16 protein-coding genes and 1 pseudogene are annotated in these 13,785 nt (G+C 35.9%); 5 read left to right on the top strand and 12 right to left on the bottom strand.

The window, feature by feature from the left end:
* The first annotated feature begins 103 nt into the window (after positions 1-103).
* The 4 genes from E2K98_RS24005 to E2K98_RS31165 all read left to right on the top strand — a co-directional run bounded on the left by E2K98_RS24005 (position 104) and on the right by E2K98_RS31165 (position 2,193).
* Positions 104-652, top strand: a complete 549-nt coding sequence (locus E2K98_RS24005) for a TetR/AcrR family transcriptional regulator (protein ID WP_133338676.1) — start codon at positions 104-106, stop codon at positions 650-652.
* A gap of 337 nt (positions 653-989) precedes the next feature.
* Positions 990-1,262, top strand: coding sequence for a hypothetical protein (locus E2K98_RS24000; RefSeq protein ID WP_133338674.1), 273 nt, complete (start codon positions 990-992; stop codon positions 1,260-1,262).
* Between the two features lie 279 nt (positions 1,263-1,541).
* Entirely contained in the window at positions 1,542-1,694 is a 153-nt protein-coding gene (locus tag E2K98_RS31170; protein ID WP_165976359.1) for a hypothetical protein, read from the top strand.
* 325 nt (positions 1,695-2,019) lie between these two features.
* A complete protein-coding gene (locus E2K98_RS31165; RefSeq protein WP_165976356.1) occupies positions 2,020-2,193 on the top strand; it encodes a hypothetical protein in 174 nt (57 codons plus the stop codon).
* Positions 2,194-2,330: 137 nt separating this feature from the next.
* Here the strand turns inward: E2K98_RS31165 and E2K98_RS23995 are convergent, their stop codons facing one another.
* The 11 genes and pseudogenes from E2K98_RS23995 to E2K98_RS23945 all read right to left on the bottom strand — a co-directional run bounded on the left by E2K98_RS23995 (position 2,331) and on the right by E2K98_RS23945 (position 11,241).
* A complete protein-coding gene (locus E2K98_RS23995) occupies positions 2,331-2,708 on the bottom strand; it encodes a hotdog domain-containing protein (RefSeq protein ID WP_133338672.1) in 378 nt (125 codons plus the stop codon).
* Between the two features lie 265 nt (positions 2,709-2,973).
* On the bottom strand, positions 2,974-3,408 hold the full coding sequence (locus tag E2K98_RS23990) for an MBL fold metallo-hydrolase (RefSeq protein WP_235824920.1): 435 nt from the start codon (positions 3,406-3,408) through the stop codon (positions 2,974-2,976).
* Positions 3,409-3,441: 33 nt separating this feature from the next.
* Complete coding sequence (locus E2K98_RS23985) at positions 3,442-4,221, bottom strand: AraC family transcriptional regulator (RefSeq protein ID WP_133338670.1); 780 nt, start codon at positions 4,219-4,221, stop codon at positions 3,442-3,444.
* 25 nt (positions 4,222-4,246) lie between these two features.
* Positions 4,247-4,822, bottom strand: coding sequence for a LysE family translocator (locus E2K98_RS23980; protein WP_133338668.1), 576 nt, complete (start codon positions 4,820-4,822; stop codon positions 4,247-4,249).
* A gap of 491 nt (positions 4,823-5,313) precedes the next feature.
* Complete coding sequence (locus E2K98_RS23975; protein ID WP_133338666.1) at positions 5,314-6,207, bottom strand: DMT family transporter; 894 nt, start codon at positions 6,205-6,207, stop codon at positions 5,314-5,316.
* A 254-nt stretch (positions 6,208-6,461) separates the two neighbouring features.
* Positions 6,462-6,608, bottom strand: a pseudogene (locus E2K98_RS23970) (family 1 glycosylhydrolase); the annotation flags it as partial.
* Positions 6,609-6,616: 8 nt separating this feature from the next.
* Positions 6,617-7,594, bottom strand: a complete 978-nt coding sequence (locus tag E2K98_RS23965) for a ring-cleaving dioxygenase (RefSeq protein ID WP_133338664.1) — start codon at positions 7,592-7,594, stop codon at positions 6,617-6,619.
* Between the two features lie 26 nt (positions 7,595-7,620).
* Positions 7,621-8,589 (bottom strand): ring-cleaving dioxygenase, encoded by a 969-nt coding sequence (locus E2K98_RS23960; RefSeq protein ID WP_133338662.1) that lies wholly within the window; start codon positions 8,587-8,589, stop codon positions 7,621-7,623.
* A 65-nt stretch (positions 8,590-8,654) separates the two neighbouring features.
* Positions 8,655-9,053, bottom strand: a complete 399-nt coding sequence (locus E2K98_RS23955) for a DoxX family protein (RefSeq protein ID WP_133338660.1) — start codon at positions 9,051-9,053, stop codon at positions 8,655-8,657.
* Between the two features lie 397 nt (positions 9,054-9,450).
* On the bottom strand, positions 9,451-10,623 hold the full coding sequence (locus E2K98_RS23950; protein WP_133338658.1) for an MFS transporter: 1,173 nt from the start codon (positions 10,621-10,623) through the stop codon (positions 9,451-9,453).
* Positions 10,624-10,824: 201 nt separating this feature from the next.
* On the bottom strand, positions 10,825-11,241 hold the full coding sequence (locus tag E2K98_RS23945; protein ID WP_133338657.1) for a MerR family transcriptional regulator: 417 nt from the start codon (positions 11,239-11,241) through the stop codon (positions 10,825-10,827).
* A 261-nt stretch (positions 11,242-11,502) separates the two neighbouring features.
* On the opposite strand from E2K98_RS23945, the gene E2K98_RS23940 reads away from it, so the two are divergent.
* Positions 11,503-12,543 carry an NAD(P)-dependent alcohol dehydrogenase gene (locus E2K98_RS23940; protein ID WP_133338656.1) on the top strand — a complete coding sequence of 347 codons (1,041 nt, stop codon included), beginning with the start codon at positions 11,503-11,505 and terminating at the stop codon, positions 12,541-12,543.
* 195 nt (positions 12,544-12,738) lie between these two features.
* Here the strand turns inward: E2K98_RS23940 and E2K98_RS23935 are convergent, their stop codons facing one another.
* Complete coding sequence (locus E2K98_RS23935) at positions 12,739-13,653, bottom strand: LysR family transcriptional regulator (protein WP_235824919.1); 915 nt, start codon at positions 13,651-13,653, stop codon at positions 12,739-12,741.
* Positions 13,654-13,785: the final 132 nt, after the last annotated feature.

The raw sequence follows: 13,785 nt of genomic DNA, 5'->3' as shown, positions 1-13,785 counted from the left end.
AAAAGCTTTTCATACTTTCAATGGTTAAATGAACGCAATTCGTTGATTACTCAACAAATCCATTAAAATTGTTCATTATCTTTAGAGTGATTGGAGAAATAAAATGTCTAAAGTAGATAGAAGAATAGCCAAAAGCCAAATAGCGATAAAAAATGCTGTAACTGAACTGATGTCTGAAAAAAGTTTTGATGACATTACCATTCAGGATATTGCGGACAGAGCAGATGTGAATCGAGGAACCATTTATCTTCATTACACGGATAAATACGACCTCCTGGATAGGATGATTGAAGAACATATGGACAATCTCCGAGAACTGTGCCAATTGGCCTCTGAGATGACGTTTCAAGAAGGAAATTATGTCTGGTACGAATACTTTGAGCGTCATTATTTATTTTTTTCAACGATGTTAGCAAGTAAAGGTGCACCCTATTTCCGTAGTCGCTTTCTTGATTTAGTGATTGAAGAGTTTAAAGCTGAAGTGAATTCAACCGAAGGAAAAAATCAAGGATTAAGTGATGACGTGATTCTTCAATTTTTTGGTTCGGCGGTTGTTGGGGCAGTGGAATGGTGGTTCAAAAATGGTATGCCATTGCCAGCTCGTATTATGGCAGAACAAACGGGGGCATTGTTAGATAGAAACCTAGAATAATTGAACAGCATTTTTAAAGAAATCAAATAAACCTGAGTCTCTATCTCAACAGGACTCAGGTTATTTGGTTTATCAATATCTTGGTCAAAATCTCCTTCAGATAAGGGTACTGTTGAAAAGTGTATTAGTACCTTAGAACCCCACTGCTTTAGTGGCGGGAGTTGTCAGGTAGGTGATAACAGCCAGTATACTTGTCGAAATGATTTTTTCGTAAGTAAATAAAATATCTAGTAAGAACTAACCAAACAATATTAAAAAGTTCATAAAAATTTAACAATTCGTTAAGAAATGAGAAGTTCTTTTATCCATATATTTTGGATAAAGGAGGTGAGGGAAAATGTCAGATGAACCTCAAGGACAGCCTCAAGAACAAACTCAAGAACAGCTCGAAGAAAATAGTCACACTCTAAAAAATGAAATTAAACATGAAATTAAACATGAATTAAAAGCTGAATTCAGTAATTTTCGTCAAAAAAGAAAACGCCTTTTAGTCTACTCAGTATGCCTATTTGCTCTCGGAGTATTGATTGGCTTTGGAGGAGGAAGGGCTACTCATTTCGATCATCACTATGAACATGATCACATTCAAAAATGGCATCATAAACAATAATAATATTCACTTATACCGCCTGAAAAAATTTATTAAAATTCTATATAAATATAAAGGATCGCCTATATATATCTTGGCGATCCTTTTTTTAACTGGTTATCGTTATTAGCTTTAAGTGATAGCTGAAGATATTAAATGGTTAACAATTTATAAGAAATTTACAGAATTTAAATCTAAACTAAAAAAATAAAGGTTAGAATTATCATAACTAACCTTAAGATATAACCATATTAATTATGGAAAACAAAAATTATTCTAAATGAAAGGATGATCTTTATTATGTATATTTCCTACCAAAACTATCAAGGCGGAATTAATAATTTGGTGGTAGTAGAAAGCAATGGTGTGGTTACAACAAGTTTAAAAGATAAGGAAACAGCGATAAGAACCCATAAAAGAAAATTAAAACGTTTAAAGGCGAAACAAACGTGAACAAAACCTAATAAAACGTACATTTAAACAAGCAAAACAACAAACAAACATCTCTTCTTTTGATTTTTCTACTTTTTTCTAATCAAACTCCAAAAGAATTTCTAAATGACGGTGTTTCCCCTTTTTTAAAAATTTCCTTAGGAAGAAAAGACTAATAAATTCAATAATAAGAATAGATTGAACTAAGTCTTTTTAATATTTCGGTAAAATATTATGAAAATTGTTAATAATCAGTTAAGAGTCCGTTACCCTTATTCTATTTTCTCTGCATTTTTGTATGATGGGAGTGTACCAAAAATTAAAACAATCAAGGAGGAATTTAAAAATGAAAGATTTAAAGAAATGGGTTTTTGGAGTATTGGCGTCTTTCATCTTGGTAGGAGCTGCCTCAGGTTGTAGCAATAATAAGGATGCAAATACCCAACAAAATCAAGACGGTGGTGCGGGTGATTCTCAAAATAGCGGCTCAGATCAAGGAACAGATCAATCTGGTAATTAATATAAGGAACTGGCGGCACCCCTGGATAAACACAAGAAACATGCTTGGTATTTCAAGCGTGTTTCTTGTAATAACTAGTGATGAGGAATTGTTAGTTTATATTAACTGCAAGAAAATTTATTAAACCCGCGGCGTATCTACAGTATAACACCTGAAAAATCCCCTTTTAATACTTCCTTTTCATTCTGATTTTTACATAAAAAGGATGCAAGAATAGCGGTTCTATTATTTTCTTGTCTTTCATATTTTTCAATTTTAACTTCACATATTATTGTATCTTCTGTAAACACAGGTCGTAAAAACTCAAAATTCATAGTACGTGCCAATACGTTATGATCTCCACCTACTTTTGTTGGTAGAGTGGCCGTTAATAACCCTTGAACAACAAGTCTTCCCTGTTCATCTGGAGTTATATGATGAATCCCTTCATCACCTGAAATCTCTGTAAATAATTCAACGTCCCTTACAGTAAACTTCCGTTCAAAAGTAATGATATCTCCTTCTTTTAATGGCATATAAATTCCCCCTCAATGTTTTATATTGTTTGGGTAATGGCAATCTGAATATTACAAAAAATAACATAATATTCAACTATCCGGCTTTGTAAGTAATAAAGAGACTGATTCGTCAGTGAAGTATTGGGATGGAGTTATGTGAGAAAATCTAGAGGTTTCCAATCTCTTGGTTTTATGTTGGTACTCATCCATTTCTTTAGTGGTGTTTGATATGGGATGGCGGCGATTAAATGATTATTGTGCCAGCTTGCTGCTCCGGAACGAATCATTTCATCGAGCAAAATTGGAATCTCGGTGTGTGCAAGACTTTCAAGGTTCTACTTCCAGTATTGATCTCATCGTTATCTTTTAGCTTTTTATCGACTCGATAAGGTTCTACAGGCTGATCTAACCAATCTGCACTACAGGCTTCAGGGTCACATCCATTAATTAAATCAGCATCCCATTTGTGTGCAGCAATTTTAACACTTTTATTTTTTTGAAGATGAAAATTGCCTCCTACATGGTCACTATGATAATGCGTGTTCACAATAAGGTGTAACTCTTCTGGTGATACGCCTGCTTCATTCATTAATCGTTCTGTTTCTTTCGTATCACTCCCAAAACCAGTGTCAATAAGGATTGGGAGCTGATCCTTAATCAAGATCATGTTTGCGCTTGGGAATTTTGTTTCAAAGAAAATAATATTGGATGTTTTCATTAAGCTTTTCCTCCTAAAATACAAAACTCCTCCTCAATTAATATGTGACAAATATTCAAATGCTGTTGTTCCGTATACGCTTTTAAAATGTTTATTTAAATGAGATAAATCAACAAAACCACAATCCACTACTACTGAATATATATCTCCGTTTTTTTCTATTAACTGCTTTGCACGTTCTATTTTGCAGTTAAGAAAATATTGGAATGGTGAAATTCCGGTATGAGACTTAAATAATCTGATAAACTGAAATTTCGATAAATTAAGCTCATTACATATCTCATCAAGTTTTAGTACATTTCCTAAGTTGGCATGAAGCATCTCTTTTGCTTTTCTAATTAGAACATTATCTTTCTTCTTATCGATAGAAAGATTAGTTTGAATAAGGCTATCTGTGAGGGATAAGAGTAATTCACTGCACATTGCCTCATCTTTTTCGCGTAATATTGCTTTTGCAAGACTTAATATTCTTTGTTCAAGTCTATGATCATACACAATAGGGGTCGGAAAAAGCACTTTATCCTTCTTCTCCATAACCTCTAAAAGCAATTGCGGCTCAATATATAGCATAACATAATCAAGTCCTGCCTTATGATCATGTGCCATTCCGTCATGTGCCTGTTCTGGATTAAAAAGCATTACACCATTTTGATAGGATAATTGTAAGCTGCCATCCAGGTTATATTGTTGAATACCACGCAAGGTTACCCCAATAGCATACTCCTGGTGGGAATGCTTTTTATAAGTAAAATCAGTCATACTTGCTGACAAGGCAGTAACACCTGCTGATTTTTTATAGATAAATTTATCCATTAAATTCACCTCTTATTTAACTTCCCTACAACCATATCATTATTCCGGAATATGCTAAAAACAAAGCCATTAATATATTAACAATCTTACTATGATTCTGTAAAAACTTCTTGAAGATTGAACCAAAAAGAACCCAAGTAATAAATGCCAAAAATCCAATAAGCGTTATGGTGAAAACACTTATAGTCACCGCAGGCATTGCGGTATAGTGCGGCATAATAAAGCTAGGAATGACAGTCATGGTAAAAAGGAGCACCTTTGGATTTAAAAACTGCATAAGGAAACCTGATTTAAAGGTACCAGATTGGTTTACAGTTGGTTTTGATGTATCCGCTTTGTAGATTTGATAAGCAAGATAGAACATATAAAAACTTCCGATGATCTGTATAACAATCAAAATTTTAGGTATGATCGTTATCAGCAATGTATTCAACATAGCGGAAATAACTAGTAATATACCAAATGCAATCGTTGCTCCGTACGTATATTCCAGTGCCTTCTTCGTCCCCAAATGATGCACGGTGGATAATATGACGATATTAGTTGGCCCTGGTGTAAAAGTAACAATAATACAGTAAATTAAAAAAGATGTAATATTCATCAGAAAAAACTCCTTTCAAGGTTTTCTCATGTAATAATACATCTTCAAATTAAATGCCTATAGTATATTATTGCAGGATTATAAAACTTCTGAAAAGTTAACGATACTCATTTAGCCTTAAAAGGCTCAGCCTTTTTTCAGTTTTTATTTTTATAGGAATTTAAATACAAAAGAGGACAGAAAATTCTATCCCCCTGCTTTTACTAACAGGTTCTGTTTTAGGGTGTAAAAACAAGAAAAAAATATCAAATTAGGCTCTAATTTATCAATTAAATAAGTAAAATAAGCGAGATTTTTCGGTTAGATGCAGAATGAAGCTCGTTTCGGGGTATATATGGGGAGGTTTTCCGGTTATGCAAAGGAAAAGCTCCCCTTTTAGAACTTTTTCGAGCCAATAGGCGGATTCTCTCCGCCTATTGAAGCTAGTTTTAATAATAATTACTAAATAAGCGGAATTTTTCCGTCTATTTATCAGATCGGGCGCTTAACCTTTACATCGTTTTTTTCTTTTTTAAGGTAACGATCACGACACCTATCATTATGATAAAACCACCAATAAAAAAGTTTACGTCTAATTTTTCTTTTAACAAGAGCCATCCTAAAAAAGAACCTACAAGTGGTTGGAAAAAGAAAAACAATGAGCCGATTCCAGCATCCATTAAATCCATACCTTTATTCCAAAGAAAAAATGCTCCAGAAGTTGAAACTACTCCAAGATAAATAACTCCTACAATGATTAGAATGTTTTGATAATATACATCATTCGCTTGAAGTTCCCATATCATTGCCGGTGTAGTAAAAATAAGTGCAAATAATACAGCATAAGTCGTTATGATTAAGGAAGAAAGACGTTTAGAAGCAACCTTTACATAGACTGATAATAACGCCCAAGTGACTGCGGCTCCCACCAATATGATACTTCCTGTTAAGTAAGTTCCAACCTTTGTATCCCAACCAATTACAATAACAACTCCAAATGTTGCTAATAAAACAGAAATAATCTTTCTAACGGTCAGTTTTTCCTTTAATATAAATCGTGCAAAGACCACAATAAAAGCTGGTGTAGCGGATGTAATCAAAGCTCCAGTGTGTGCATCAGATAATTTTGTGCCAATGAATTGGAAAGCAATGGATACGAAGTACCCTATAAAACCAATCCAAGCTAATAGGAACCAATCATTTTTCTTAATAACGGTGCGATTACCATTTTTTATTTGAGTCATTTTTAATACAATATACAAAAAAACAAACGCTATAACATACCGTACCCATACCAGGGTTAACGGTGGAATATAACCTAATACATATTTACTGACTACATACATACCGCCCCACATGCTTGCGGCTAAAGATAAACAGATTGCTCCAATTAAATTTTGCTTCATTATAATACCTCCGTCTTTTTAAAAGGGAATTTAAATGAACTTTCCCTAAGACGAGGCATGATTTTAATCGTAACAATTCATCCCTCGACTTAGGAATGAATAGCTGGTTGGTCGTTTTCAAAAACATCTAAATATAATCTCATTACTTAATCCCCCCGTATTTATATTTTCTTAATTTTAACATATTTCCAAATTGATTATAAAATAAAAAAGAGCTATCTTTAGTAGCTCTTAAATAGTAATTATAAATTCGATTAAAGCTCCTCACCATTTGTTGCGATAACGTTTTTATACCAATAAAATGACTTTTTCTTCTTGCGTTCTAATGTTCCAGAGTCATCATCGTGCTTATCAAAATAATTAAAGCCATAACGCTTACTCATCTCACCAGTTGATGCGCTTTTTCCTTTTATTCTTTGATAAATTCCTTTGTACTTCTTACTGTATCAATTGGGCGAACTAATTTTTCAATTTCTGCACGTTTAGGCTCTAAGAATGGTGGTAAAGATAATTTTTCCCCAAGCGTTTCATAAGGTTCGTCACCCATAAAACCAGGACCATCTGTAGCGAACTCAAATAAAATTTGCGGTGCCACTCTTGCGTATAATGACTCAAAAAAGTGACGATTTACATAACCGGAAGTATGAAATCCAAAACCATTCATTCGTTCAATCCATTCTTCTAAAACAGAGCGATCTTCTACACGGAATGCCGCATGGTGAACCGTCCCAAAACCTTGGCGGGCTCCAGGTAGAATGGCATTATACTCTACAATAACAGAGGCACCATTCCCGCCATCCCCCACTTCAAATAAATGGAATGACCCTTCTTTATCTGTCTCTCTAAATAATAGAACTTTTTCCATCATTTCTTTAAAGTAATCAAAATTCGCAATTCGAACAAAAACAGGTCCTAAACCAGTAATCGCATATTCTAATGGAATTGGACCTTTCTGCCAAGGTGTGCCAGATTCTACCCCTTTATTGAATTCGTCTGAAATCAATTGATAGTTTTGATCATCAAAATCAACGAAAGAAAGAGTTTTCTTGCCAAATTGCTCCTTAATACCAGTATGCTTTACTTCTAGGCGCTCAAAACGTTTTACCCAATAGTCTAGTGCAGCATCACTTGGTACACGGAACGAAGTCTTTGAAATTTCGTTTGTACCATGTACACCTTTCGGAATGCCAGGGAAGTCAAAGAAAGTCATGTCTGTGCCTGCACTGCCTTTATCATCTGCAAAGAATAAATGATAGGTTTGAATATCATCTTGATTTACGGTTTTTTTAACTAAGCGCATACCTAAAACATACGTGAAGAATTCATAGTTCTTTTCCGCACTGCTTGTAATCGCTGTTACATGGTGTATTCCTTTTAAATGGTTCATTATATATTCCTCCTAGGAAGTCAGATTTAATTTAAAATTAATGGACGTAATTTTTCTTCGATCTCTTTTCGTTTTGGTTCCAAAAATGGTGGAAGTGCCAGTGCTTCTCCCATTGTTTCCATTGGTTCGTCTGTCGCAAATCCCGGTTTATCCGTTGATAATTCAAACAAAATACCGTTTGGTTCCCTGAAATACAAGGCCTTAAAGTAATACCGTTCCACTTTCCCTGAATTCGGTAACCGGTACTCTTTTAAACGCTCTGCCCATTGTTCATATTCTTCCTCATTCTGAACACGAAAGGCAACATGGTGAACACCTCCGCGACCTAAGCGAACTCTTGGCAAATCAGTCCTTGTTTCAATATGAACTTCCGCACCACTGCCGCCTTCGCCCGTCGCATAAATCAAGATATCGGGATAATCCCCCTCAAGTGATGGATAGGAACCGACAAATCGAAAACCCATTACTTCTGTTAAAACACCGATCGTTGGTTCTGCAATGGAGACCGTAAGAGTTACAGGTCCTAAACCAATAATGGCATGTTCCAATGGAATGTCATCCCTTTGCCAAGGAACCCCTGCTCGCACACCTTTTTCATCGTTATCGGCGACAAGGATTAAACGAGTCCCCTCGAAATCTCTGAAAGCCAAAGTATCACGATTTGCTCTTTTTTGAATATCATCATGTTCAACCTCGTATTGTTTAAAACGATCTTTCCAAAATAACAATGAATCCGAATTTTTCACCCTTAGTGATACAGTAGAAATATCTGATGTTCCCCTGTATGTTTTTCCAAGATGAGGAATGTCAAAGAACGTCACGTCAGTCCCTGGGGTTCCTTCCGCGTCAGCATAGAAAAGATGATAAGATTCTGTATTATCTTGATTGACGGTTTTCTTTACCAATCTCATTCCTAAAATTTTTGTATAAAATTCATAATTTTTTTCCGCTTTTCCTGTTAATATTGATACATGATGTAGTCCTAAAAGTTCCATCTCCTAATCACTCCTGTCAAAAGATTAATTACGTTCTTTTGTTCGCTTGTAATGAGTAAAAGTACTTAGAATAAAAATGCATCTAAAGCATATTGGCCAGGACCCACTAAAGCTATACCCATTGCCACTGCAAGCAAAGTTAAGTTATACTCATAACCATTTGATGTTGCCCATATTCCGTTTGCACCATGCACTTTCGCGATCGCCATTACCATGGTTCCCGCAATCATAATTCCTGCAAGTGGTGTTAATAATCCCAAAGCAAACAATGTACCCCCAACAAGTTCTGCTAATCCTGCAAATAGAGCCATGGTTATCCCGGGCTTCATGCCAATGGATTCAAACCATCCACCGGTTCCTTTCAATCCATATCCACCGAACCAACCAAACAATTTCTGAGCACCGTGTCCCATGAACAATACTCCAATTACCAGACGAATGATTAATAATCCAATATTTATCATCTTTATTTCCTCCTTGTATTTTATCTCGAATTCGAGATATTATTCTAAAAAAAATTGCGCTTATTCAATCATGAATTGCTTTAGATTTTTGCATTAATATCCGAAAGAGCAAATTATTGCATTTCCCATTCAGTAATTTAATCCCCCCTTAACAAATCTTGAATTTAATTATCTTGAATATGAGATAATAATAATACTTATAATTTTTTTTGTCAATAACTTTTTATTTTAATGCTCTAATATTATTCATTGTTGATAAAAGAAATACACCATAGGCGGCGGAATCCTCCTATGGTGAGTGAAGTGAATATCTTTTTATCATTAAGCTTATTTTATTAGAAAGAACAGGATCACTGTTCTTTCAAATCATGAACAAGGATCCCCTTAAAGAATATTCCTAGCTAGACAGTTGTTGTGCAGGAGTAAACATGTAGTTTCTAATTAAAATAGTTACCAAACTTAGGACCAATGATAGGATTCCGACCAATACAACATATTGTGTACCCATTCCTGATATAAATAACCCGCCTGCTGCTGCACCTAATGTTGTTCCTACGTTACAGGCTGATATAAATAAGCCATTGGCAAAATCAGGTGCTTCGGGAGCTGAAGACGCAATCAAATATTGATTAATATTTGCCATTATTCCTCCAGCCAATATTCCCCAAATTAAAGTTATTATTGCCATAGGTATCCTAAACTGTCCTGTGAAGAAAAAAATGATGTAAATAGCACCCAATAACACAGGAAAAGATACTACAGATTTGGTGGCACTATGCGTAAGCAACTTTCCTGCAACAATGTTTCCAATCATATTGGCTCCACCGAAGATGAATAACGTTAAACTTATGGTATTCGGAGACATATTCGTTACAGTTTTCAGATATTCAGCAAGATAACTATAAACGCCAAAGATTGCTGAGTTTAACAAAATGACGGTAACAATGGAAAACCATATAATAGGTTTTTTCAATACGGAAAGTTGTGTTCCATAAGAAAGTCTTTCTTCCACTGGCATAGTTGGTACAAAAATCAATGTAGCAATCAAAACAACAAAATTAACAATAGCAAAGAATGCCATCGCCATTTCATACGAAACGGCATTATCAATAAAATTGGCGATCGGTACACCGGCTACCATACCAGCAGATACTCCGATAAATATTTTAGAAACAGCTTTTGGAGCCTCTTCTTTACTTACCGAGGAAGCAGCTACCGTAAATGCCAAAGAACAGTAAATTGGATGAAAAAAGGCTGGAATGATACGGGCAATTAGGAGAATCGTAAAGTTAGATGTAAAGATGGATACAATGTTTCCTAAAACGAAAACACCTAATACAAGTAACATGACCTTCTTACGATTGATCCCGGAAAACAATAACGGCATCGTTGGTCCAGATACAGCAATAGTCAGAGCAAAGAGACTAACAAGCAATGCTGCTTTTGATATGCTGACATGAAAGTGATCAGCAATGGAAGGCAATAACCCAATAACCCCCATTTCGGTATTTAAGATACCGAATACTCCTATAGTTAATATGAAAATCAACAAATGATTTGGTTTAGTCAAAAAAACAACTCCTTTAATTTTAATCAGCATTCATGACAGGAGTAAGTATAAACGTTAGAGTTAACTCTAAATCAAGGGAAAAATTTTTTGTAAAAAAATAATTTTAGAGCTCTTTCTTGATTTCACCCAGGTAGTAAATAATACAAACGAGCCACAAGTACTTCATATAGACATGTATGAAGTACTTGTGGCTCTCCTCTGTTAATTATGATTGGAAACCTCTATTTTATCATTTTTATGAATATCTTCTGTTCCGGCATCCAATGCAGTCTTATAATATAAGCATTTATGCTCGATGACTTCCATGGTTTTTTTTAGTTCTTCCATTTGTGCTTCTACATTCGCTTTTCGCTCCAGAAACATTTCATATCTTCGTTGCAAGGTGGAATCCCCTTCAGAACACCAATCAATGAAATTTTTTATTTCCTTAATAGGCATCCCTGTGGATTTCAGGCATTCAATTACTTTTAAAGCACCGATATCGGATTCTTTAAACAATCGTGTTCCGCTGGGTGTCCGTTCAACAAAAGGCATAAGTCCCTCCTTGTCGTAGTAACGCAAGGTATATACTGTGAGATTCAATTCTTTTGCAACTTCGCTGATCGAATATGTCTTCATCATCTATCTCCTACTCTTTATGATATAGATTTCGAGTTAACTCTATGTTCGAAAGCATGCTATCATGCTGTATGAAAAATGTCAAAGCTTAACGAAATCATTTGTGGAGTTATGCTTAAAACCTTATCGCTTGACCTAGAGTTAACTATAGGGATTATTCTAGTTTTTGCAAGAGAAAAAAAGAGTAATGAATCTAGGGGAATTTAAAATAATACCCCGAACAAGCGCATTCTCTTGAAAAAATTATTGGAGGTTTTATTCATGATAACTGCTAAAGCACGAGCTGTCGATGGTCCAGACAAACCGTTTCGAGTGGCTGAAATTAAAAGACGTGATCTTGATTTGCATGATGTTCTGATTGAAATTAAATATGCCGGCATCTGCCATTCTGATATCCATACTGCTCATGGCGAATGGGGTCCCGTGAACTATCCACTCGTCCCTGGACACGAGATTGCGGGAATTGTCACAGATGTAGGAACAGAGGTCTCGAAGTACAAGGTCGGTGACCGGGTTGGAGTCGGATGTATGGTTGACTCCTGTGGCGATTGTGAGAACTGCCGTAAAGGAGAAGAACAATACTGTCTCAAAGGAAATGTCCCTACCTACGCTGGTGTTGACAAATACGGCGAGCCTACTCAAGGTGGCTATTCTACCCACATAGTTGTAACAGAGGACTTCGTAGTCAGAATTCCTGACAGCATTGGGTTTGACGCTGCAGCACCATTACTTTGCGCCGGTATTACTACATATTCACCTCTAAACCATTGGGGGGCCGGTCCAGGTAAGAAAGTAGCGGTTGTAGGTATGGGCGGTCTTGGTCATATGGCTGTCCAAATTGCACATGCCATGGGTGCCGAAGTAACTGTCTTGTCACAAACATTGAAGAAAAAGGACGACGGTCTGGCATTAGGCGCAGACCATTACTATGCGACAAGTGACCCAGAAACATTCGAAAAACTGGCCGGAACCTTTGACTTAATGATTAACACAGTAAGTGCGAAGATTAATTTGGATGCCTATTTAGGTTTGCTCAATCTTGATGGCACTCTTGTAAACGTTGGTGCACCAGCAGAACCGCTGTCATTAAACGTATTTAATTTAATCGGTCATCGCCGCTCCTTTGCCGGTTCAATGATCGGAGGCATCCGGGAGACTCAGGAGATGTTAGACTTCTGTGCAGAACATAACATTGCTCCAAAGATTGAAGTCATTTCAGCCGATCAAATTGACGAAGCCTACGAACGTGTCTTAGCTTCTGATGTCAAATATCGATTCGTAATTGACATTAGTACAATGTGAGTTGCGTAATTGTTAAATTCTAAAGGTAAGTGGAGACTGTCCATATTTTTTTAAACGAAATGACCAGAGGAACCTTCCTCTGGTCATTTTAATTTTAACCCTCGTGAATTTTGCCCTTTTTACAACTTTCTATTGTATTTTTTCAAATATATTTGGAGCAAAAAGACGTTTCTTAAGGAAAAATACTAAGTTCACCTAACAAGTAATCTCCGCACATGACCAGTCTTTTGCATGTTTCAAGGTAATATCGATAAACATGGATAACGCCGGGGAAATCCACTTGTTCTTGTGATAAACGACATGGGACAAAATCTGTTTAAAGTCACCAACGCATGGAATAATTTTTAACCTTCCTGCTATAATTTCATCCTTTACTGTCATCAAAGGCAAGTAAGCAATACCAAGCCCACTCATTACACAACGTTTCATCGCCTCTATACTCCAAAGCTCCATCTTGTGCGAAGGTACAATTCCCCGTTCTCCAAGGTATTCTTCAAACATTGATCGATAACTGCAGTCTTTTTCGTTCACAATCAAACACTCGCTGATCTTTTGATTATCGTAGCTTTTATCTAAAGTATTCAGCGAACAACAATCAGGGCTTCCAACAAGGACAATCGGTTCGTCCAACAACGAATGGACGACTAAATCTGATTCCTGCAACTGTGGCAGCATGACAAAGGCAATATCTGCACTACCATTAAGGATGAATCTCTTGTTATCTCCGCAGCTTGCGTTACTTAATCGGATCTTAACATGAGGAAATTTCTTTCTATATTCTCTTAATACAGGTTCTAGGCGGTATACCGTTAGAGATTCAGGCGCCGCAATCTTTAGCTCCCCTCTTATATCCTCTTCATCACTGGTAATGCTTTCGATTTTTTCATAGGTATCTAAAATCTCTTGGGTAAAGGGCAACAACTTCTTGCCAATATCAGTCAACCTCACCTTTCGACCCATCCGATCAAACAGTGGTCCTCCTAAATGTTCTTCAAGTGCCTGAATATGAGAAGTGACCGTGGATTGAGTGTATCCTAACTGTTCTGCTGCTTGTGTGAAGCTCCCCAATTCAATGACTTTTTTAAACGTAACAAAATGGCGTATTTCCATCAATTCACCCATTTTCACATTGTTCTTTCTTGTATAGTATCAAAAAAATCAATAGATAACTTCATAAATTTCAATTTTACTAATAAATAGTTTCAAGTTAAGATTAAGAAAAATCAAGAAAATGAAGACAAC

This window comes from Bacillus salipaludis (genome assembly GCF_004358205.1).
Note: the sequence above shows the minus strand (reverse complement) of the source record. Positions and strands in the feature narration are given on the sequence as shown.

Bases quoted from the DNA above. Each gene is read 5' to 3' on its own strand.
- E2K98_RS24005 (WP_133338676.1), top strand. From the start codon at position 104: ATGTCTAAAGTAGATAGAAGAATAGCCAAAAGCCAAATAGCGATAAAA.
- E2K98_RS24000 (WP_133338674.1), top strand. From the start codon at position 990: ATGTCAGATGAACCTCAAGGACAGCCTCAAGAACAAACTCAAGAACAG.
- E2K98_RS31170 (WP_165976359.1), top strand. From the start codon at position 1,542: ATGTATATTTCCTACCAAAACTATCAAGGCGGAATTAATAATTTGGTG.
- E2K98_RS31165 (WP_165976356.1), top strand. From the start codon at position 2,020: ATGAAAGATTTAAAGAAATGGGTTTTTGGAGTATTGGCGTCTTTCATC.
- E2K98_RS23995 (WP_133338672.1), bottom strand. From the start codon at position 2,708: ATGCCATTAAAAGAAGGAGATATCATTACTTTTGAACGGAAGTTTACT.
- E2K98_RS23990 (WP_235824920.1), bottom strand. From the start codon at position 3,408: ATGAAAACATCCAATATTATTTTCTTTGAAACAAAATTCCCAAGCGCA.
- E2K98_RS23985 (WP_133338670.1), bottom strand. From the start codon at position 4,221: ATGGATAAATTTATCTATAAAAAATCAGCAGGTGTTACTGCCTTGTCA.
- E2K98_RS23980 (WP_133338668.1), bottom strand. From the start codon at position 4,822: ATGAATATTACATCTTTTTTAATTTACTGTATTATTGTTACTTTTACA.
- E2K98_RS23975 (WP_133338666.1), bottom strand. From the start codon at position 6,207: ATGAAGCAAAATTTAATTGGAGCAATCTGTTTATCTTTAGCCGCAAGC.
- E2K98_RS23965 (WP_133338664.1), bottom strand. From the start codon at position 7,594: ATGAACCATTTAAAAGGAATACACCATGTAACAGCGATTACAAGCAGT.
- E2K98_RS23960 (WP_133338662.1), bottom strand. From the start codon at position 8,589: ATGGAACTTTTAGGACTACATCATGTATCAATATTAACAGGAAAAGCG.
- E2K98_RS23955 (WP_133338660.1), bottom strand. From the start codon at position 9,053: ATGATAAATATTGGATTATTAATCATTCGTCTGGTAATTGGAGTATTG.
- E2K98_RS23945 (WP_133338657.1), bottom strand. From the start codon at position 11,241: ATGAAGACATATTCGATCAGCGAAGTTGCAAAAGAATTGAATCTCACA.
- E2K98_RS23940 (WP_133338656.1), top strand. From the start codon at position 11,503: ATGATAACTGCTAAAGCACGAGCTGTCGATGGTCCAGACAAACCGTTT.
- E2K98_RS23935 (WP_235824919.1), bottom strand. From the start codon at position 13,653: ATGGAAATACGCCATTTTGTTACGTTTAAAAAAGTCATTGAATTGGGG.